Genomic DNA, 20,288 nt, shown 5'->3' with positions numbered 1-20,288 from the left:
GTCTGTGTCTCCGCCTTCAGATCTGCCGCTGGCAAGGATAGCCGATCCCGCCCGGAGACGACATGCGTCCCAGAGCGCATCGCGGATGCGCTGCTGCTTGGACAGGTGAGGGGGCCCGCGGCGCTACGGCGCCGCAGGCCGGAACGTCAGTCGTGGTGTGTGACCTTCAGCTTGTCGAGACCGAGCGCCTTCAGAGCGAAGCGCTCGTAATAGGGTTCCGACTTGCCGATCCGGATCTTCCGCAGGAAGTATTTCTCGTAGCCGATCTTGGCATAATGGACCCATTTGCCGGAGGACGACCAGTTGAGGTTCCGCGGCGGGATCTGCGGCTGAGCGACGAAGGCCACGCCGGAATCGCCGAAATCCGCGAGGCAGACCGCGTTCCAGGTGGCGACCTGGTGCGGCTCCTTGCCGGCCACGAGGGAGGCGATGTTCATCGCCGTCGCGGTCACCATGCTCTCGATCATGAAGCCGGTCTTGGGTACCCCGACCGGAACCGGGGTTGGTCCGATCGGCGGAATTGCCACCCCGACGCCGATCCCGAATATGTTCGGATAGGTCGGGTTCCGCTGATGCTTGTCGACGATGACGAAGCCGCGCGGATTGGTCAGCCCCTCGATGTCGCGAACCGCCTCGACCCCCCGGAAGGCCGGGAGCATCATCGAGAAAGCAAATGGCAGGTCGTGGGAGGCCTTGACCGAGCCGTCCTCGGCGACCTCCTCGACATGCATCATGCCTTCCTCGACGGACTTCACCCGGGCATTGGTGATCCACTTGATGTGGTGCTCGCGCATCTCGCTCTCGAGCAGGCCCTTGGTGTCGCCCACGCCGTCGAGCCCGAGATGGCCGATATAGGGTTCCGAGGTCACGAAGGTCATCGGCACCTTATCGCGCACCTTGGCCCGGCGCAGCGCGGTGTCGACGATGAAGTTGAACTCGTAGGCCGGGCCGAAGCAACTCGCGCCCTGGACCGCCCCGATGATCACCGGGCCGGGATTGGCGACGAGCTTGTCGAAGGCGGTCCTGGCCTGAACCGCGTGATCGACCATGCAGACCGACTGGGTGTGGCCCTCCGGGCCAAGCCCCTCGATCTCGTCGAAGGCCAGTTCCGGCCCGGTCGCGATGATCAGGTAGTCATAGGGGACGCTGTCGCCGCCGGTCAGTTCTACCCGGTTCTCGTCCGGGTGCACGCGGGCCGCGCCTTCCGGACGGAACCGGATGTTGCGACGCTCCAGAATGGTGACAAGGTCGACCTCGACCTCCTTCCTCTCGCGCCACCCGACGGCGAGCCAGGGGTTCGATGGCACGAAACCGTAGGTCGTGCCCTTGTTGATCGCTGTAACCTGATGATCCGGGCCGAGATGATCCTGCACCTCGTACGCCATGATAATTCCGCCGAGCCCGGCGCCCAGCACGACGACATGTGCCATCGCATTCCCCTCCCTAACTAACAAGCGGATTGCAGCGGCCTCGCCGCAATCCGTGCGGCAAAGCCTGCCACAACCGGCCTCCCGGCGGATTGACGAAGATCAAGTGCTTGACCGGTCCGGGCCGGTGAACGGAACCGCGCCGCCTATCGCGGCGCGGCCCTCGCAGGTCACCAGCTGTAGCTGGCGCCGAGGATGAATTCGTTCTGCGACATCCGCAGATCGATATCCTGCATGTCGAGACCGAAGGCACTGGTTTCGTTCCGGCCCGACACTTCGCTGTTGAAGGCGTGCGTGTAGGCGCCGTGCAGTTTCCAGTTCTCGTTGACCGTGTAGGTGGCGCCGAGCGAGGCGTGCCACTGGATCGTCGCCGGTGCGAGCGTGTTGAGCAGCACCTCGTTGTCGTCAATGAACTGGCTGGCATAGGAGACGCCGCCGCGGAAGGTCCACTGATCGTTGTGGCGATAGATGCCGCCGACGCGGAAGATGTTCATGTCGAGCCAGCCGAAGCCCGGGCCGTCATCCGCGCCGAACTGGGTGTCGATCACGGCGCTCTCGTTGGCGATCGCGTCGATCTGGCTGTAGTAGATCCGCTGGTATTCCGCTGTGAAGGTAAAGCGCGGATCCGCCGCCGGAGTGTAGGCCGCGCCGATCAGCAGCGTCGCCGGGATGTCGAAATCGCCGCCCTGCGCGAACAGGCCGGAATATTTGTCGAACTCGCTCATCCAGATACGGGACCGGTAGGAAATGCCGATATCCCATTGCTCGTTCGGCTCGTAGAGCAGGCCGACATTGAAGCCCCAGCCGCGCGACCAGGAATCACCGTTATTGGTGACATGGCCAGGATCGGTGGAGAAGAACGGGTTGTCGAAGGGCTCGAGGCCGGTGGCCGAGAAGCGCTGGACGGCGTAGATCGGCGCGAAGCCGACCGTGAACAGCTCGTTGATCTGGTAGCTGTAGTTCAGGCTGATGAAGAGCTGCTCGAGGTTCACGCCGAGCGGCGTCGTCGCGACACCCGGAGGTGCGAAATTCGAGAAGATGTTGCTGTCGTATTCGGTGTTCATGCCGCCGTTGCCATAGAGCACGAAGCCGAGCGAGCTCTGGTCGTTCAGCTTCCAGTTGGCGCCGCCGCAGGGAATGTAGAAGATGTCGTTCTTGCTGGTCTCGCTGCCGGGGACGAGCGGGCCGCCCTCATCGATGTCGAAGCCGCGATCCGGGGAAAAGAATGTCAGGCAGATACCGGCGGAATTGCCCACCTTGTTGCCGAGGGCAGGGTTCTGCGCCAGGCTGAGCACGCCTGTCGGCACCGCGACGCCGGCGCCCGCCATGCCCTTGGAGCCGGCGCCGTAGCCATTGGCGAAGTAGCCATTTGTTGCCAGCGCAGGGCCTGCCGCCGCCCCGAGCAGGGCGAGCGTCGCCGCTCCGGCGATCGCACGGTGATGGTTGTTGAGTGTCATGATGCGTCTCCTCCCGATCCGCGACGTGATGGCGCGCGCTTGCGTTCCTGCCGACTCGCGGCCGCATTCGTCTCCGCCGAATCCGATAATTCGAATATCAGCATGTCTTGATCCAAGCGTGATGATATTGTGACGCGGGGTGAATTTTGTTGCTTTCTGGGTCCATCCTGCGTCACTCGATTCGGTATGTGGCGATCGAGGGACGGGAATTTGCCCTGATACGCGCGCACTGTCTGAACTCTCGAACGGGTGGGGCACGCGGCGCTAATGCCTGTCGACGCGACCGGACATGACGTTCGAAAGCAATTTTCTGCCTTGCGGCACAACGCGGTCCCGGCACGATGTATGTATTACAACGAGTTGCGCGAGCGGCGATGCCGCGGTGCGGCAGAAGCTTCAGTATTCATTCGAAATTATGAATGCTAAGATGTGTCAACCAAGCGACGGGAGGACGCACATGCTGGACACCAGCCAAATCGACAACGCCAAGAGCATGTCGATCATCGTGACCAAGGGCACGCTCGACTGGGCCTATCCGCCCTTCATCCTCGGCACGACGGCCGCGGCGATGGATGTGGAAGTGACCATGTTCTTCACCTTCTACGGGCTGGTCCTGCTGAAGAAGGATCTCAACCTCGGCTTTACGACGCTCGGCAACGCGGCGATGGAAATGCCGATGATGGGCGGGCACATGAAGATGCCGAACCTGGTGGGCATGCTGCCGGGCGCCGGCGGGCTTGCCGGCACGATGATGAAGAACCTGATCAAGAAGAAGGGCGTGGCCTCGATCGAGGAGTTGCGCGAGGCGGCCATCGAGTCCGACGTGCGCATGATCGCCTGCCAGATGACGCTCGACCTGTTCGAATACTCGAAGGACGACATGATCGACGGCATCGAGCTCGGCGGCGCGGCGACCTATATGGAGACCGCACTGAAATCCGACATCAACCTGTTCATCTGAACATCTGCCGCAACCAGGGAGGACATAGGTGGCTGATCAACTACTCAATGCGGAAGGGCTCAACTGCCCTCTGCCGATTCTGCGGGCCAAGAAAGCGCTCAAGGGAATGACTGCCGGCCAGGTGCTGGAAATCCGCGCGACGGACCCGGGATCGGTCGCCGATTTTGCGGCTTTCTGCAACCAGACCGGGAACGAGCTCCTGAGTTCCTCGACCGAGGGCGAGATCTACAAGTTTGAGATCAAAAAGAACTGACCGGAAGAAGAACCAACTGTCAGCCCCGCCCTTCGAGGGCGGGGTTTTTTCGTGCCGCGCCGTCCCGGCATCCGGATACGAAGCGAAGGAAATCCGAGACCCAGGGCGTGGCGGCACTATCGCGCAGATGGACGAAACCCGCCTGGGTGTTGGCCTTCACCAACCCGTCATGGGCGCCGTCGATGCCCTGGCCGCGGGTGATCCTGCGGGCATAGACGGGAGCGGCGACGTTCTCGAGGCTGGCATAGTGGAACTCGTGCGCGCGCCGTTCTTCCGGTGTCGATCCCCAGAGCGCCTGCGGCGTCCCGGCAAAACGGACATAGCCACGTCCCTGCGGACGGGCATGCATCACCGCGTCGGCCTCGAGAAAGCCCACCATCGGCCGGGTCTCGCCATGCCAGGACAGCGACCGGCAGAGATACATCAGCCCGCCGCATTCGGCATAGCAGGGCAGGCCGGCTTCGAGCGCCGCGCGGAGGCTCCCGCGCATGCCCGAATTGGCGGCAAGCGCTTCCATCTGGGTCTCCGGGAAGCCGCCGCCGATGAGGAGGCCATCGAGTTCGGGCAGGGCCTGGTCGCGCAGCATGTCGACCGGCACAAGTTCCGCGCCGGCGGCCTCGAACCGCTCGAGGTCGTCGGGATAGTAGAAGGCGAAGGCCTCGTCCCGCGCAATGCCGATCCGGAGCGCCGCGCCGCTCCGGGGGGCGGGGCGCGGCATCGGGGCGCCGGGCAGGTCAGGCGCGGTACCGGCGAGCTCGACCAGCCGGTCGATTTCCACTTGCGCCGCGATCCGGCGGGCGGAGGACTCGAGGAACACGCTGTGCTGAGACCATTCAGACGGCGTCGTGAGGCCGAGATGGCGTTCCGAGATGTCGAGCGAGGGCGATGCGCCGACCGCGCCGAGGACGGAGAGGTCGGTATAGGTCTCGACGGCCTGCCGGAGCTTGCCCTCGTGCCGCGACCCGCCTGTCCGGTTCAGGATCACCCCGGCGATGCGGACCTCCGGGTCGAAGGCCCGGTAGCCGAGCAGAAGGGGCGCGATGCCGCGGGTCATGCCGCGGGTGTCGACCACCAGCACGACAGGCAGGCCGAGCCGCTTGGCCAGCGCTGCGTTGGAATCGGTGCCGTCGGGACAGACACCGTCGAAGAGACCCTTGTTGGCCTCGACCAGGGAGATGTCGGCGCCGCGGGCGCGGCTGGCGAAGAGCGTGGCGATCTCGGAATCGTTTAGCGCGTTGAAATCGAGATTGTAGCAGGGCCGCCCGGTGGCGCGGGTCAGCCACATCGGGTCGATGTAATCCGGCCCCTTCTTGAAACCCTGCACCGAGAGGCCCCGCGCGGACATGGCCGCAGCCACGCCCGCCGAGATCACCGTCTTGCCCGAGGATTTGTGGGCGGCGGCGATCATGAAGCGGGGCAGGTGGGTCATGGCGCGGGCAGGGCGCGCCGGTCGCGGTGCTCCCAGAGTTCGGCAGCAAGCGCGTCGGCGGTCTCGATGTTCTCGGCCCGGCCCATGGTCCGGAGCGCCACCGCCAGCGTGCCCGTGATCGAGGCGAGCGCGTAGGGGTCCTCCACATCGCCCCGCCAGACCGCCAGCATCTTCTGCGGGCTCATATCCTCCGCGGCGGGTTGGTAGGTGTCGCCGATCAGCGCCGGCCAGGTCTCGACATGCGGCCCGGCCTGCCCATGGGTGGTCCAGACCTGCACCGGCTTGTTCGGGCGCCGCTCGATCTCGCCGCCCTCGCCGCGGAACACCGCCATCGAGGGCTGGTCGAGGATCTGCGCCGCCCCGGAATGGATGTCCATGAAGCCGCGGTGGAAGATGCCCTGCATCATTACCGGTGCGTCGAACGGGTTGAGCATGCGCGAAAAGGTGTGGACCGGCGAGCGCAACCCGAAGATCGGACGGAGATTGATGAGTTCCCGGAGCCGCGGGCTCAACACTTCGAGCGGGATATAGGTGAAGCCGGTCTCGCCGACCTGGTCTGCGGCCTCAGTGAGTGAGCCGGCGACGGGGAACCCGAGCATCGGCAAAAGGTCTCGGGTATAGACCCGCCCCGCCGTGTGCCCCTCGGTGCCGTGCATCGCCACCCGGTGGCCGCTGCCGACCAGCACGGCGACCGAGAGCAGGAACCAGGGAAGGTGGCTGCGCTTGCCGGCATAGGAGGACCAGTCGATATCGACCGCCACCGGATCGTCGGGCAGTTCGAATGTGGCGCGCGTCGCCTGCACGAAGCCGGCGATCTCCTCGGGCGATTCCTCCTTGAGCCTGAGCAGCATGAGGAAGGCGCCGAGCTGTTCCGGCAGGACATCGCCGGCGAGGATCATCGCCATCGCCTCGCTGGATTCTTCCAGCGTGAGGTGGCGCTGCTTGGTCTTGCCTCGGCCGAGAATGGCCACGAAGCGCGAGAACGGGTGGGGGGTGTGAGCGTCCAGCGGCATGTCTTGATCCTCAGTCATTTGCCGGGAGGTTCGCATCGAGCAGGTTGGTCGGCAAGATCCGAAGGATCTTGGCCGCCAGACCGACCGCCAGCAGTGCTAGCGCCACACCGCCGAGCCCGAGAGCGAATTCGGGCAGGGTGGGACTGTAGCGTGCGACCTCGCCGTCGAAGAAGGAACTCGACGCCTCGTAACCCGGGAAGATGTCCATCGGGTAGGCCTGCCCGCCGACGACGATGACATAAATCTGCGCCAGCCCGCCGATGATGACCAGTATCGAGGCGAGGATCGGTTCGGCAGGGTTGTTGCGCATCCGCGGCACGTAGATCAGCGCGATCGGAATGAGTCCGCCGACAACAACCTGCAGGAGCCAGAACATCCAGGTGAAATGGCCGCCCTCCAGCAGGATGAACCGTTCGAAGCCCGCATGTTTGGCGGCGTAGAGCGCGGTCAGGTGCTGGACGGCAGTGAAATAGAGCACAGTGGCGGCAAAGATGCCGAGTAGCCCGCCGAGCCGGTGACAGAGCGCGCCGCCCACCTTGCGCCCCGAGATCCGGAACAGCGTCACCAGCACGAGGATGAAAACTGCGAGGCCGAAGGAGAAGGACATGGCGATGAAGAGCGGCGCCATGATCGCGGCGTCGTAGCCGGGCCTAGCCACCAGCCAGCCGAAGATCGAGCCGGTGCCGGTGGTCAGCGCCAGCCGCCACAGGAAGGCCACCGTGCCGACGCCGCGCACATAGGCATAGTCGACCCGGCTCATCTGCACCGCGAGATAGGTCGCGACCACGGCGAGGAAGCCGGTGTAGAGGTAGATGTTCCAGGCGAAGATCGAGCTGAAATTGTAGGTGGTCATCGCCACCAGCAGCCGGTCCGGCCGGCCGAGGTCGAGCACCAGCACCGCGAGCCCGCCGATCAGCAGCGACATTGCGAGCACCGCCGAGAGCCGGGCGATCGGTTTGTAGGGTGCTTGTCCGAAGACCGAGGCGATCGAGGCGCCGTTGAGCGCACCCGAGGCCGCGACGATCAGGAAGATCGCGAAGACATGCGGGATGCCCCAGACCACCTGGTTGTTCATGCCGGTTGCGATGTGGCCGTGATGTTCGACATAGATGACCGAGGCAGCCGCGCCGGCGATGAAGGCGATGAGCAGTGCCGCGACCGCCCAGAGAGCACCGGTTGCCGGGATTTCGCGATAGATCGTGCGTTCCATGGCCATTCCCTTCAGAGTTCCGCGTAGCGAACGCCCGGGTTCAACTCGAGATCGCCGCGCAGCGCCACCGAGGGGAACTCGGCGAGCCGCTTCGAGATCTCGCTCTCGGGGTCCTTCAGGTCGCCGAAGATCATCGCGCCGTTACCGGTGGCATCGCAGGCCTCGACGCAGGCCGGGATCTGGCCCTTGTCGACGCGGTGGACGCAGAGCGTGCAACTCTCCACTGTCCCCTGGCCGCGCGGCGCGTTGACCGACTGGTTGTTGGTGGGCTCGTGCACGAAGCTGCGCGCCTTGAACGGGCAGGCCATCATGCAATAGCGACAGCCGATGCAGATATGCTTGTCCACAAGCACGATGCCGTCCTTGCGCTTGAAGGATGCGCCGGTCGGGCAGACGTCGACGCAGGGCGGCTTCTCGCAATGCTGGCACATCACCGGCATCGCGGTCTCATGACCGGTGGCCTTGTTCTTCAGCGTCACCTTGCGGATCCACTGAGCGTCGGTCTCCCGGTTGCCGTGCCCCTTCCAGCCGTTCTCGTCCTGGCAGGCGGTGATGCAGGCGGTGCAGTCCTTGGCGCATTTGTTCACGTCGATCAGGAGACCCCACCGCTTGCCCGCGTCGGCCGCGCCTTGGACCTCGGAGCCGCCGAAGGCCATGAGCGTGACGCCGGAAGCTATGGTCAGCGTCACCGCGCTGCCGCCGCTCTTCAGCAGGTCGCGGCGCGAAATCTTCGGTGGCTGGCTCATTCGGTCCTCCCGCCGTCGCTCTTGCCGGGTCCGAAGGCATGGTCGAGGAAGCTGCGGGTCACTTGGATGTCCTGCTCCGGCGTGGCGTCGAAGGCATGCATCGGCGGCTCCTCGAACCCTTCGGGCGTCGAGCGGTGGCACATGAAGCAATCGACCTTCACCGCCGCGAAGTCGTGGCAGGCCCGGCAGAAATGCTGCTCGCTCTCATAGGTGACGTATCCGCCCGCGCCATCCTCGACCGCGTGGCATTCGAAGCATTCCGAGAGGCTTGCACCGACGTCGCGGTCTCCGTCATGCACGGTCAGGTTCCGGTCGTGCCGCATCAGCTGCATGTGATGGCGCCGCATATAGGCGTTGCCCTCCGGATGCGGCTCGCCGGTGGCCTTCGGCACGCTCGGGCCAAGCCCGGCCCAGGTCCCGTCCGCCGAAGCAGGCGAGACCAGCGCGAGCGCCAGGCCGAGAAAGAGGAGCGCCAGTCGCATGGTCACTCCCCGAGGCCCATCTTGATATAGCCCGTCGGGCAGACATCGGCGCAGATGTGGCAGCCGATGCAGCGCGTGTAGTCGGTATAGACATAGCGGCCGACGGTGCGGTCCGCCTTCTTCACGCGGTGCACCGCGTCCTGCGGGCAGTAGATCACGCAGTTGTCGCATTCGAAGCACATGCCGCAGGACATGCAGCGCTCGCCTTCCTTCTTCGCCTGCTCTTCGCTGAGCCCGACGATGCGCTCCTCGAAATTGCCCAGAACGTGGTCGGCGTGGATGTGGACCTCCTCGCGTTCCTCGCGCTTCACGAAGTTGAAATGGCCCTTGAAGAGCTCGTCATGCGGAATGATCTGCGCCGCGCTGCGATCCTCGTAATTATGCACTGCGAAGCCGGCATCGTTTGTGCCGCGCGTCTGCGCATGGTCATAGGGCTCGGGGTCCTTGTGCCGCTGGTGCAGCTCGGCCAGCAGGTTGAAGTGATGCACGTCGACCTTCGGCCGCTTCACGATCTCGCCGTCGTCGAGGAAGTCGGTGATCGTGTCCGCCGCGATCCGGCCGTGGCCGATGGCGGTTGTCAGCAGGTGCGGGCGGATGATGTCGCCGCCGGCGAAATGCTTCTCCTTGCCCTTCACCTGGTAGGTCGGCGTGGTGGCGATGAAGCCGCGGCCGCCATCCATCTCCTCCAGCCCCTGGAAATCGCCCATCTGGCCGATGGCGGCGATGATGATATCCGCCTCCAGTTCGAACTCGGTGCCCTCGATCGGCTCCGGCACCATGCCCTTCATCGTGCACTGGCACATCCGAAGGCCCACGGCGCGGCCATCACCGTTCTTCAGCACCTCGAGCGGCATGACACCGCCCTTGATCTCGATGCCCTCGCGCTTGGCGTCCTCGCGCTCGCGCTCTGCCGCCGTCATCTGTTCGATCGGGAAGAGCGAGGTCAGCACCGCGTCCATGCCTTCCCGCGTCAGCGAGGAGGCGACGTCATGCGAGGTGAAGTCGATCACCGAGCCGTCGTTGCGCTCGGGCAGGTAGTCCTTGGTGATGTGGCCGAGGCGCCGTGCGACCGATGCGACGTCGATCGAGGTGTCGCCGCCGCCGACCACCACAACCTTCTTCGCGGTCCCGAGCACATAGCCCTGGTTGAAGGCGTCGAGAAATTCGATGCCGTTGATGCAGTTCTCGGTGTCCTCCCAGCCAGGGATCGGCAGCGGGCGCCCCGTCTGCGCGCCGAGCGCCCAGAAGATCGCGTCATATTCCGCCTCGAGCCATTCCACCGACAGGTCGCTGCCGACGCGGGTATTGGTGTGGACCTCGACCCCGAGGTCGATGATCCGCCCGATCTCCTTGTCGAGCATGTCGCGCGGGGTCCGGTAGCCGGGGATGCCGTAGCGCATCATGCCGCCGAGCTTCTCGTTCGCCTCGAAAATCGTCACTTCATGGCCGTCGAGACGGAGGAAATAGGCCGCCGAGAGCCCGGCAGGCCCGCCGCCGATCACCGCGATGCGCTTGCCGGTCTCGGCCGCGGGTGGGGTATGCCGGACGTTGTTCTCGTTCGCCCAGTCGCCGACATATTGCTCGACCGCGTTGATGCCGACGAAATCGTCCACCTCGTTGCGGTTGCAGCCGGCCTCGCAGGGCGCCGGGCAAACCCGGCCCATGGTGGCCGGGAAGGGGTTGGCCGCAGCCATCCGGTGGAAGGCGTATTCCTGCCAGGTCATGTCCTCGACCGGCGGCTTGTCCATGCCGCGGGCGATCGCCAGCCAGCCACGGATCTCGTGCCCGGAGGGGCAGGCGCCCTGGCAGGGCGGCGTCTTGTGGACGTAGGTCGGGCATTTGTGCGAATGGTCGGCGTTGAAGATCTTCTCTTCCAGGTCCCAGTCTTCCGCGGTCTCGCCCTCGTGGAACCGCCGGAATGTCGGCTTTCTCGCCTCGGCCATGTCTTCCATGTCGTATCCTCCCTCGTGACGCGCGCTCAGGCGGCGTCCTCCTCCCCGTCCTCGTCCTCCGCGCCGCCCTGACCGGTCAGGACGATGGCGTTCGATACCAGCTGGTGCACCGAGACGATCGACTCCATGTCGTAGCCGAACTTCGGCATCACCTTCGAAAACTGCGTCTTGCAGATCGCGCAGATGGCGGCCATGTGGGTGACCCCGTGCTCCTCCGTCACCTGCTGGAGCGCCGTCATTCGCGGCGCCGCGCCCTTGGTGCGCAGGTCCATCAACTCGTCGGTCAGGAGCCCGCCGCCGCCGCCACAGCAGAAGGTCGATTCCCGGATCGTGTCGCGGTCCATGTCGTAGAAATGGTTGCACACCGCGCGGATCACGTTGCGCGGGATCTCGAATTGCCCGCCCGGCTGGTCGCCCATCCCCGAGGCGCGGGCGACGTTGCAGCTATCGTGATAGGTAAGCCGGATATGGTCGTTCTGCGACTTGTCGAGCTTGAGATTGCCGCGCTGGATCTGGTCCCAGGTAAACTCGAGGATGTGCTGCGGCACCGGGTATTTCGGGTCGAGGAAATCCCAGGGCCCCGCAAGCGTGTTGAGGAAGGAATAGGCCACCCGCCAGGCATGGCCGCATTCGCCGAAGATGATCCGCTTGACGCCGAGATCCTGCGCCGCCTTGCGAATGCGCAGGCTGACCTTCCGCATGTTCTCGTAGGAACCGATGAAAAGGCCGAAATTGGCGGCCTCAGAGGCGTGAGACGAGATCGTCCAGCTTACGCCCGCCTCGTGGAACACCTTGGCATAGCCGATGAGCCCCTCGATATGCGGCTCGGCAAAGAAATCGGCCGAGGGCGTGATCAGCAGGATGTCGGCGCCCTTCTCGTCGAGCGGCAGGCGCACCGAGACGCCGGTATCCTCCTCGATCTCCTCCTCGAGATCCTCCAGCGTGGCGCGCAGCGCCTTCTCCTGGAGCCCGAGATTGTTGCCGACGACATGGACCTTGCCGATGATCTCGTTGCAGTATTTCTGGCCCTTGCCGACCACGTCCATGATCTCGCGCGCCGCCATCGAGATCTCGGCGGTGTCGATCCCGTAGGGGCAGAAGACCGAACAGCGGCGGCACTGGCTGCACTGGTGGTAATAGGAATACCACTCGTCCAACACCTCCTCGGTCAGGTCACGCGCGCCCACGAGTTTCGGGAAATACTTGCCCGCAAAGGTGAAATAGCGGCGGTAGACCGAACGCAGCAGGTCCTGCCGGGCCACCGGCATGTTCTTCGGATCGCCCGTGCCGAGGAAGTAGTGGCACTTGTCGGTGCAGGCGCCGCATTTCACGCAGGCGTCGAGATAGACCTTGAAGGCGCGGTTCTTCTCCGCCAGGTCCTTCATCTTGGCCAGCGCGCGCTCCTTCCAGTCGGGCAGCAGCTCTTCGGGGAAGCCGACGCTGGCCTGATGCGCGGGCGAGGCGGGGTAGGGAGCCGAATCTTCCATTGCGCCGCATTTGAGCTTCGGGATCTCCAGCGGGTGGTGCATCCGGGGAATGTCGTCGCTGTCCTTGGGCGCCATGACGTATCCTCAGCTCTCGAGTTTGGCCGCCCAGGGGGCGATGTGGCGCTTCTCGCGCGGGTTGTCGACCTGGTTGCGGGACGGGCTGAAGAACACGCCCGGCGCATGCAGCAGCTTGGAGACCGGGAAGACGATCATCAGCGTCGCAACGAGGAACAGATGCAGCATCAGCACCGGGTCGGCAGGCATGTAACCCACGTCGAAGCGCATCAGCCCGAGCATGTAGACCTTGACCGAGACGATGTCGGTGCGCGTGACGAAGCGCATCATCATGCCCGAGAGCACGATGCCCATCAGGAGCGCCAGCATCAGGTGATCGGAGGGGTTGGTGATATACTTGATCCGTTCGACCAGCACCCGCCGCGCCCAGAGCCCGCCGAGCCCGATCAGCATGGCGAAGGCGGCATAGATGCCGAAGGGCTGTGCGAGTTCCACCCATCCCCAGACCGGCTGAGTGAAATAGCGCAGGTGGCGGATAAGCACCAGCCACATCCCCATGTGGAACATCCAGCCGAAGAGCCAGATCCACTTGTTGGACTTGTAGAGGCTCTCGAAGAACACGACCTCGCGGAACATCCGGAGCACGACGCCCGAGCGCGTCTTCGGCGCGGGCGTCGTGGGAATCTTCAGGGGCGCCGGCGTGCGGGCATAGATCCAGATCTTCGACGCCAGACCGATCACGAGGATCGCCGTCGCGGCGTAGAAAAGAATGGCATAGATGTATCCCAGCACGCGGAGTCCTCCCGTTAAGCCCCTGCGTTTCGTTAATTTTCAGGGGCTTGGCGTGTCGTCACGAGCAGTTTAGACGCAGCCGGTCGGCTTCGGCAGACCGGCGATCTTGCACGCCTGCTTGGCCGGGCCGTAGGGGAACAACTCATACATGTATTTGTTGTTGCCCTTCTCGGGGCCCATTTCCTTCTTGATCGCCTTGATCAGCACCCGGACGGCCGGCGCGATCTGGTATTCGTCGTAGTAATCCCGCAGGAAGTTCACGACGGCCCAGTGCTCCTCGGTCATGTCGATATTCTCGACCTTGGCGATCTCGTCGGCCAGTTCCTTCGACCAGTCCGAGAGGGTGGTGATATAGCCTTCCTCGTCGTGCTCGATCGTGTGACCGTTCACCTGATAGGACATTCTTTCTTTCCTTCTTTCAGTGCGCCCCCTTTCGGGGCGGGTTTTCAGAGCCAGGCCTGGGTGCGATCGTGGGTCGCCACGAGATCGACGAAGCCGTCGTACCCGACCGACTGGACGTCCGGGAGCCGCTTCGCGGGGCCGATCCCCCGCGCCTCGGCGTCGCCTTCCAGCACGTAGATCGAGACGGAGGGCGCGCAGGTTATGACCGCGTGTTCGACGACAGAGCCCGCGAGCGCGCCGTAGACGCCATCCTCGATCAGCAATACCGCATCTCCCGGCTTGCAGTGATTGATGCAGCTCAAGAGCGCTCCGTTTCCGAAGGGCGACTTGTTGACGGTGTGCAAAGTGGACATGGGTTCCCTTCAGAAGCTCAACACGACATCCTGGTCGGCCATGATGTCGGCCATCTCGGTGCGGCTGACGATCCGGATCGAGGGTTTCTCCTCCCAGTCGTCATCCTCGTCCTCGTAGGTGATCTCCTGGAGGTCGTCCGGGCCGAGGCCGCGCTCCTCGAGCGATTCCATCTCGACATAGAGCTTGGTGACCTCGTAATCGCCGAGCGCCCGGAAGGTCGGCGAGAAATTCTTCACGCCAATCGCCTCGGTGTTCTGGCCCTTGGTGAGCTGGAACACGCCGTCGTCGAGGAACGCCATGGAGACATCCTGTTCGAAGGCCGCGCCGATCAGCACCACCTCGAGGCTCTCGAGCGCATAGATCGTCCCGTAGGGCGCCTTGCGGTTCACGTAGAGGAACTTCTTGGTCTCGGACATCTCGCTCCCCTCAATCCCCGAACATCACCAGACGGTCGGTCTGGATGCCCATTTCGATCAACTGTCCAAGGCCGGAGATCCGGAACCCCTCGGCGATATTGTTGGAATCCTTGCCCTGGCGCTTCGCTTCGTTTTCGTCGAGCAGCCCGCGGCGCTGTGCGGCAGCGATGCAGACCACTAGGTCGATGCCCTTTTCCTGGGCGAGCGCCGTCCAGTTCTGCTGGATGTGGCGCTCGTCCTGTGGCGGAACCGAGAGGCGCGTCGAGACGTTCACCCCGTCGTGGTAGAAGAACACGCGCGGAACCTCGTGGCCCTTGTCCAGCGCTGCCTTCACGAAATGATACGCGGTGTCAGCGGCCTGATGGGTATAGGGACCCTCGCTGACGACGACTCCTAGCTTCACGGTTCGTCCTTTCCGGTCAGAAGTGCAGATGGGCCGACATGTTCATGGACTTCCGCGCGCCGGTCCATGTGTCGAGATGGTGCTTGGTGAAGGCCAGGTTGGTCATCTCGAAGAACCGGTTCCAGCCGATCCTGTCGATCCACTCGCCCATGCGCTCCCAGTGCTTCGCGTCCTCCTTGTAGGCCTCGACGATCCGCCGCACGACGTCCTTCACCTCCGGCCAGTGCGGCGCGTTGTTGGGAAGGTTGGCGACCGCCAGCTTGTGGAAAGTGGGCTTGGAGCGGGCGTTCGAATGCTTGCCGCCGACCCAGATGGCGATCTTGGTCGAATCCGCGCCGTTGATCTGCATCGGCGGGCAGGGCGGGTAGCAGGCGCCGCAGCAGACGCATTTCTTCTCGTCAACCTCGAGCGAGGGCTTGCCGTTGACCATCGCCGGCCGGATCGCCGCCACCGGGCAGCGCGCCACGACGGCCGGGCGCTCGCAGACATTCGCCACCAGGTCGTGGTTGATCTTCGGCGGCTTGGTGTATTGCACGTTGACCGCGATGTCGCCCTGGCCGCCGCAGTTGATCTGGCAGCAGGACGTGGTGATCCGGAGCCGGTTCGGCATCCGGTCATGCACGAACTCCTCATGCAGCATGTCCATCAGCCCCTTGACCACGCCAGACGCGTCGGTGCCGGGGATGTCGCAATGGAGCCAGCCCTGGGTGTGCGAAATCATCGAGATCGAGGCGCCGGTGCCGCCGACCGGGAAGCCGGCCTCGTTCAGCGCGGCGATCAGCGGCTCGATCTTCGCCTCGTCGGCCACGAGATACTCGATGTTCGATCGTGTCGTGAACCGCACATGGCCGTCGGCAAACTTGTCGCCGATGTCGCAGAGCTTGCGGATGGTGAAAACGTCCATCTGCCGCTGCGTGCCGGCGCGTATCGTGTAGATCACGTCGCCAGACTTGGAGACGTGGCGCAGCACGCCGTGTTGCGGGCGGTCATGCCAGTCCCAGTTGCCGTAATTGGCCTTCATCACCGGGTGCATGTACTGGAACGGGTCCGGAACGCCGACCTCGTCGGGCGTACGGGGGGTGTCGGTCTGGTCTTTCATGTCGTCCTCCCTCGGTCCGGGCGCGCGGGCCCGGACGGTCCTGTATCGTCAAGCCAAGCCGGTCATTCGGCGCTGATCTGAAGCCCCGCCTCGCGCGCCTTGCGCTCGAACCACTTCTCCGCCTCCTCGTCGAAATCGTCGGTGCGCACGTAGCAGGAGGTCCGCGGATGGTTGACCATGTTCGGGTCGGGCTCGATGTCGAGCGCTTCGAGGAAGGCCGGCAGGCCGATCCGGTCGATTGTCTCGCCCACGCGTTCGTGCTCCAGCGCGTTGTCGGCGAAGAACTCCACGACGCGCTCTGCGAAATCCTCGAGCTTCTCGAAATCCTCGTCGGTTTCCAGCTTCATGAAGGGCACCACCATGATCCCCATCAGGTCGCCGATCTTCAGCGCCCGCTTGCCGCCGATCATGATCGAGACACCCCGGTCATCGCCCGGGCTGAGCGCCTTGGTCATCACGTTGATGCAGTGCATGCAGCGCACGCAGGACTTGTTGTCGATCTCGATCGTGTCGTCGTCGTTGAGCGAGATCGCGCGGGTCGGGCACATCGAGACGACGGTGTCGATCGTGTATTTCCGGCCCTTGGCGGCGATGTGCTCCTTGACCTTCTCCTGGTTGATCTTGATGTCGTCGCGCCAGGTGCCGATCACCGCGAAATCGGCGCGGTGGATGGCGTTCACGCAGTCGTTGGCGCAGCCCGAGAACTTGAACTTGAACTTGTAGGGCAGGGCCGGGCGATGCATCTCGTCCAGGAGCTTGTTGATGATCGTCCGGTGTGCCCGGACCTCGTCATAACAGGACTGCTCGCAGCGGGCATGGCCGACACAGGACATCGCCGTGCGCAGCGCAGGTCCGGCGCCACCGAGGTCGAAGCCGATCTCGTTGAGCTCGTCGAACGCCTTCTGGGTGTTCTCCGTGGTGCAGCCCTGGAACATGATATCCCCGGACTGGCCGTGGAAGGCGATGAGGCCCGAGCCGTGCCGCTCCCAGATGTCGCACATCTTGCGCAGGATTTCGGTCGTGTAGTGATAGCCCGCCGGCGGCATGACCCGCAGCGTATGGAACTCCTTCGATTCCGGGAACTTGTCCGCGACCTCGGAGAAGCGCGGGATGATGCCGCCGCCATAGCCGAAGACCGAGACCGTGCCGCCCTTCCAGTAGCCCATCCGGTTCTCGTAGGAATGGTTGAGCTGACCGAGCAGGTCATTCATGATCTTGCGGTTGCTTTCGGAGCCTTCGTCGCGAAGCCGCTTGAGGCCGGTCACGAAGCTCGGCCAGGGGCCGTCCTCGAGCTCGTCCAGCAACGGTGTCGGGTGGATCTTCCGCTCGTCGCCGCGGTCCTGTGGGTCGTCCTTCATCATGTCCTCCCTGGCTCTGACGCGTCCCGATCCGTGCGGATCTGGCGGCCTCCGGATCTCCTCTGAAACCGGGGGCTGCGGATGGGTGCGCGATCTTCGGCTGTGCGTTTCCTAACGAAGCATCTACACATATTATTTTACGAATGTTAAAAGATTGTGCAACTCCTGCGTTGATGCGCGCAACAATATTGCACCGCAGCGAAGGAATGCTGCGCCGCAGAAGATAACATAGAGTGGGAAAATCGGGGGGTTACCGTTTGGGGTCGGTCGAGGATAGCGAAATTATCAGGAATTTCAGATGGCAGGATCTGGAGCCGAACACGGCCTGGACGGCGTGGCGGGCGGCCCGATTGAGGGTCTCTGAACGCCTGCAGGCGCTGCCGCCGGTCGAGGTGGATTCGCTGGAATCACCCTCTCCGGAGGCGGTGCGGGAGCTTGAGGCCCGCTGTGCGCTCGGCAATTTCGCGGTCTATTCGGTTGCGCATCCCGAGACCGATGTCGCGGCCGCGAGCGCGGCGCTCGCACGGTTCGCGCAGCATTTCGGCCTGCTGGAGTCGGAGGCGCACCGCTCGTCCGGCGCGGCCGGGGTCGTGGCGCTGCGTACCTCCTCGGAAGAGGGAAAGAAGGGCTATATTCCCTATACTCCCAAGGCGATGAACTGGCATACCGATGGGTATTACAGCGCCCCCGAAAACCGCGTCGCCGGCTTCCTCCTGCACTGCCACCAGAAGGCGCTGTCGGGCGGCGAGAATCAGCTGATGGACCCTGAGCTGGCCTATCTGCGCCTGCGCGAGGCCGACCCGGCCTACGTTCGCGCGCTGATGCATCCCGAGGCGATGACGATTCCCGAGAACCGGGAGCCCGATGGCACGATACGGCCTGATTCGGTCGGACCGGTCTTCTATCCCGACCCGGCCACTGGCCGGTTGCAGATGCGCTACACCGCCCGCACGCGTTCGATCAACTGGCGGCAGGACTCCGCGACGCTCGAGGCCGCGGACTGGCTGCGGGCCTGGCTCGCCGCGGGCGATCCGCTGATGCGCCAGATCCGGCTCGACCGGGGGCAGGGGATTCTCAACAACAACGTGCTTCACAACAGGACCCGGTTCGAGGACGGTGCCTCGGAAACCGACCGGCGCGTCATGCTCCGGTTGCGGTTTCATGTCCGGGTGGCGGAGGAAATCCATGGCGCAGCTGAGTGACCTGATCATCGCCCATCCGGAGGTGACCACTTTCCCCGAACTCGAGGAACTGGTTAAACACGCTGGACAATCCGGCGAAATGTTCCTCGAGTTCGACGTGAAGCCCGACTTCCGGGACACGCCGCGGAACTGGCAATGGGTGCTCGAAACCGCGTTCACGCGAGGACTGGACTATGACTGAGACGATCACCGATCTGGCGGAATTCGATCTGCCCTACCGGCGCAAGGCGATGCTCCGACACGTCGAGTTCGACGGCGGGATGAGCATGACGCGCCTCGTGCTCCGCGAGGGCCACCGGATTACCCAGGTGGATCTCGACGCGGAGACCGCGATCATGTTGGGCGAAGCGCTGATCGGCGCCGCCACGCGGGAGTGACCGGCGCATGGACAACCTTCCGATCTTCCTGACCGTCGCCGGTCGCCGGGTTCTGGTCGATGGCGGTGGCTCGGTGGCGGCGCGCCGCGTGGAGCGGGCGCTCTCGGCCGGCGCGCATGTGCTGTCGCTCGATCCCGATCCGGGTGAGGACCTGATGGGCATCGTCGAGGCGGCACCCGCGGGGCTCAGCTTCGAGCGCAGGCTGCCGCGGGAGGAGGATGTCGCCGAAAGCCTCGTCGTCTACGGAGCCTCCGAGGAGGAGGACCGCGACGAACGGCTCTACCAATGGTCCCGCACCCACAAGGTGCTCTGCAACATCGCCGACGTGACCGACAAATGCGACTTCGTCACGCCCTCGATCGTCGATCGCTCGCCGGTGGTGGTGGCGATCTCCACCGGCGGCGCGGCGCCCGTCATCGCCCGCACCCTCAGGGCGCGGATCGAGACCATGCTGCCGCCGGTCTACGGCCGGCTCACCGCCTTCGTCGGCGGCTTCCGCGACCGCATCGCCGAAGTGATCGACAGCGGCCGGGAACGGCGACATTTTTGGGAACGGATGATCGATGGGCCCGTTGGGGATCTCTATCTCGCGGGGGATTCCGAAGGTGCAGTCAAACGGTTCGAGGCCGATCTTCAACAAGTGGCCGAACAGCGGGGGCGGCCGCCCGGCGAGGTCTATCTCGTCGGTGCCGGTCCGGGCGACCCGGACCTGCTGACTTTCCGCGCGCTGCGCCTGATGCAACGGGCCGACGTCGTGCTCTACGACCGTCTGATCGGCGACGAGATCCTGTCACTTGTGCGCCGCGATGCCGAGCGGATCTATGTCGGCAAGCTCCCCAAGGAACACGTGATGGAGCAGGGAGACATCTCCGCGCTGATGGTGAAGCTGGCGCGCGAGGGCAACCGGGTCCTGCGTCTGAAGGGCGGCGATCCCTTCATCTTCGGCCGCGGTGGCGAGGAGATGGAGGCGCTGGTGGCGGCCGGAATCCCCGTCAGGATAGTGCCGGGCATCACTGCCTCGGCCGGATGCGGCGCCTATGCCGGCATCCCGCTCACGCATCGTGACCACGCCCAGTCCTGCCTCTTCGTGACGGCACACGGCAAGGATGGCGTGCTCGATCTCGACTGGGAGGTGCTGGTCCGCCCGGCCCAGACGGTCGCGGTCTATATGGGGCTCTCCAATCTCGACACGCTGGTCGAGGGGTTTCGCCGCCACGGCGTGGCGATGGAGACCGACGTTGCGGTGATCGAGAACGGGACGCGCCCGGAACAACGCGTGCTGACCGGCACGCTCGGCGACATCGCGGAGAAGGTCGCGCGGGAAGGGTTCCGGAGCCCGTCGATGATCCTCATCGGCAGCGTTGTCCGGCTCCGTTCGTTGCTGGCGCCGGCTGCAGGGGCGCGGGAGGACGCGCCGCATGCAATGTCGCTTTCTCCAGAAAACGCATGAAAT

Annotated in this window: 22 protein-coding genes; 6 read left to right on the top strand and 16 right to left on the bottom strand. The window is 64.5% G+C overall.

From position 1 onward, the window contains the following. Nucleotides 1–146 precede the first annotated feature (146 nt). Entirely contained in the window at nt 147–1,430 is a 1,284-nt protein-coding gene (locus tag EU800_RS01370) for an NAD(P)/FAD-dependent oxidoreductase (RefSeq protein ID WP_129627725.1), read from the bottom strand. 167 nt (nt 1,431–1,597) lie between these two features. Next, complete coding sequence (locus EU800_RS01365; RefSeq protein ID WP_129627722.1) at nt 1,598–2,884, bottom strand: OmpP1/FadL family transporter; 1,287 nt, start codon at nt 2,882–2,884, stop codon at nt 1,598–1,600. A 457-nt stretch (nt 2,885–3,341) separates the two neighbouring features. Here EU800_RS01365 and EU800_RS01360 point away from each other — a divergent pair, with 457 nt between their 5' ends. Together EU800_RS01360 and EU800_RS01355 are read left to right on the top strand one after the other, a co-directional pair. Beyond that, complete coding sequence (locus EU800_RS01360; RefSeq protein ID WP_129627719.1) at nt 3,342–3,845, top strand: DsrE/DsrF/DrsH-like family protein; 504 nt, start codon at nt 3,342–3,344, stop codon at nt 3,843–3,845. Between the two features lie 28 nt (nt 3,846–3,873). After that, complete coding sequence (locus EU800_RS01355) at nt 3,874–4,098, top strand: sulfurtransferase TusA family protein (RefSeq protein WP_129627717.1); 225 nt, start codon at nt 3,874–3,876, stop codon at nt 4,096–4,098. A gap of 19 nt (nt 4,099–4,117) precedes the next feature. On the opposite strand, the gene EU800_RS01350 is transcribed toward EU800_RS01355, so the two are convergent. From EU800_RS01350 to dsrA, 14 genes are all read right to left on the bottom strand, one after another. Next, nucleotides 4,118–5,527, bottom strand: a complete 1,410-nt coding sequence (locus EU800_RS01350; protein WP_207209825.1) for a cobyrinate a,c-diamide synthase — start codon at nt 5,525–5,527, stop codon at nt 4,118–4,120. After that, nucleotides 5,524–6,540: a glycosyl transferase family protein gene (locus tag EU800_RS01345; RefSeq protein WP_129627714.1), complete on the bottom strand. Its 1,017-nt coding sequence runs from the start codon at nt 6,538–6,540 to the stop codon at nt 5,524–5,526. Before EU800_RS01345 ends, EU800_RS01350 begins: the two co-directional genes overlap by 4 nt. A gap of 10 nt (nt 6,541–6,550) precedes the next feature. Then, nucleotides 6,551–7,750 (bottom strand): NrfD/PsrC family molybdoenzyme membrane anchor subunit, encoded by a 1,200-nt coding sequence (gene nrfD / locus EU800_RS01340; RefSeq protein WP_129627711.1) that lies wholly within the window; start codon nt 7,748–7,750, stop codon nt 6,551–6,553. A gap of 11 nt (nt 7,751–7,761) precedes the next feature. Next, entirely contained in the window at nt 7,762–8,496 is a 735-nt protein-coding gene (gene dsrO, locus EU800_RS01335) for a sulfate reduction electron transfer complex DsrMKJOP subunit DsrO (RefSeq protein ID WP_129627708.1), read from the bottom strand. After that, entirely contained in the window at nt 8,493–8,978 is a 486-nt protein-coding gene (locus tag EU800_RS01330) for a hypothetical protein (RefSeq protein ID WP_129627705.1), read from the bottom strand. The genes dsrO and EU800_RS01330 overlap by 4 nt, the downstream gene beginning before the upstream one ends. A 2-nt stretch (nt 8,979–8,980) precedes the next feature. After that, nucleotides 8,981–10,930: an NAD(P)-binding protein gene (locus EU800_RS01325; protein ID WP_129627702.1), complete on the bottom strand. Its 1,950-nt coding sequence runs from the start codon at nt 10,928–10,930 to the stop codon at nt 8,981–8,983. Between the two features lie 26 nt (nt 10,931–10,956). Continuing rightward, nucleotides 10,957–12,492: a sulfate reduction electron transfer complex DsrMKJOP subunit DsrK gene (gene dsrK / locus EU800_RS01320; RefSeq protein ID WP_207209824.1), complete on the bottom strand. Its 1,536-nt coding sequence runs from the start codon at nt 12,490–12,492 to the stop codon at nt 10,957–10,959. A 9-nt stretch (nt 12,493–12,501) separates the two neighbouring features. Then, nucleotides 12,502–13,224, bottom strand: a complete 723-nt coding sequence (locus tag EU800_RS01315; protein WP_207209823.1) for a respiratory nitrate reductase subunit gamma — start codon at nt 13,222–13,224, stop codon at nt 12,502–12,504. A 69-nt stretch (nt 13,225–13,293) separates the two neighbouring features. Beyond that, on the bottom strand, nt 13,294–13,626 hold the full coding sequence (locus tag EU800_RS01310) for a TusE/DsrC/DsvC family sulfur relay protein (RefSeq protein ID WP_129627699.1): 333 nt from the start codon (nt 13,624–13,626) through the stop codon (nt 13,294–13,296). Between the two features lie 44 nt (nt 13,627–13,670). Beyond that, nucleotides 13,671–13,979, bottom strand: coding sequence for a sulfurtransferase complex subunit TusB (gene tusB / locus EU800_RS01305; protein ID WP_129627696.1), 309 nt, complete (start codon nt 13,977–13,979; stop codon nt 13,671–13,673). Between the two features lie 9 nt (nt 13,980–13,988). Further along, entirely contained in the window at nt 13,989–14,396 is a 408-nt protein-coding gene (tusC, locus tag EU800_RS01300; RefSeq protein WP_129627693.1) for a sulfurtransferase complex subunit TusC, read from the bottom strand. Between the two features lie 10 nt (nt 14,397–14,406). Then, nucleotides 14,407–14,799, bottom strand: a complete 393-nt coding sequence (gene tusD / locus EU800_RS01295) for a sulfurtransferase complex subunit TusD (protein ID WP_129627689.1) — start codon at nt 14,797–14,799, stop codon at nt 14,407–14,409. Nucleotides 14,800–14,815: 16 nt separating this feature from the next. Continuing rightward, the gene (gene dsrB, locus EU800_RS01290; RefSeq protein WP_129627686.1) at nt 14,816–15,898 is read right to left on the bottom strand and encodes a dissimilatory-type sulfite reductase subunit beta; all 1,083 of its coding nucleotides are present in this window, start codon (nt 15,896–15,898) and stop codon (nt 14,816–14,818) included. Nucleotides 15,899–15,960: 62 nt separating this feature from the next. Further along, a complete protein-coding gene (gene dsrA, locus EU800_RS01285; RefSeq protein WP_129627681.1) occupies nt 15,961–17,256 on the bottom strand; it encodes a dissimilatory-type sulfite reductase subunit alpha in 1,296 nt (431 codons plus the stop codon). 350 nt (nt 17,257–17,606) lie between these two features. On the opposite strand from dsrA, the gene EU800_RS01280 reads away from it, so the two are divergent. Genes EU800_RS01280 through cysG form a run of 4 tightly spaced genes read left to right on the top strand, consistent with a single transcriptional unit; the run spans nt 17,607 to nt 20,285 of the window. Beyond that, a complete protein-coding gene (locus EU800_RS01280; protein WP_129627678.1) occupies nt 17,607–18,458 on the top strand; it encodes a TauD/TfdA family dioxygenase in 852 nt (283 codons plus the stop codon). Further along, nucleotides 18,442–18,639, top strand: coding sequence for a sulfur relay protein DsrC (locus tag EU800_RS01275; protein WP_129627675.1), 198 nt, complete (start codon nt 18,442–18,444; stop codon nt 18,637–18,639). The genes EU800_RS01280 and EU800_RS01275 overlap by 17 nt, the downstream gene beginning before the upstream one ends. Beyond that, a complete protein-coding gene (locus EU800_RS01270; protein WP_129627672.1) occupies nt 18,632–18,835 on the top strand; it encodes a hypothetical protein in 204 nt (67 codons plus the stop codon). The genes EU800_RS01275 and EU800_RS01270 overlap by 8 nt, the downstream gene beginning before the upstream one ends. Before the next feature lie 7 nt (nt 18,836–18,842). After that, a complete protein-coding gene (cysG, locus tag EU800_RS01265; RefSeq protein ID WP_129627669.1) occupies nt 18,843–20,285 on the top strand; it encodes a siroheme synthase CysG in 1,443 nt (480 codons plus the stop codon). Nucleotides 20,286–20,288: the final 3 nt, after the last annotated feature.

The sequence above is a fragment of the Tropicimonas sp. IMCC6043 genome (assembly GCF_004146235.1).
Classification (GTDB): domain Bacteria; phylum Pseudomonadota; class Alphaproteobacteria; order Rhodobacterales; family Rhodobacteraceae; genus Tropicimonas.
The sequence above is the reverse complement of the archived record's forward strand: the minus strand, read 5'-3'. Positions and strand labels throughout refer to the sequence as shown.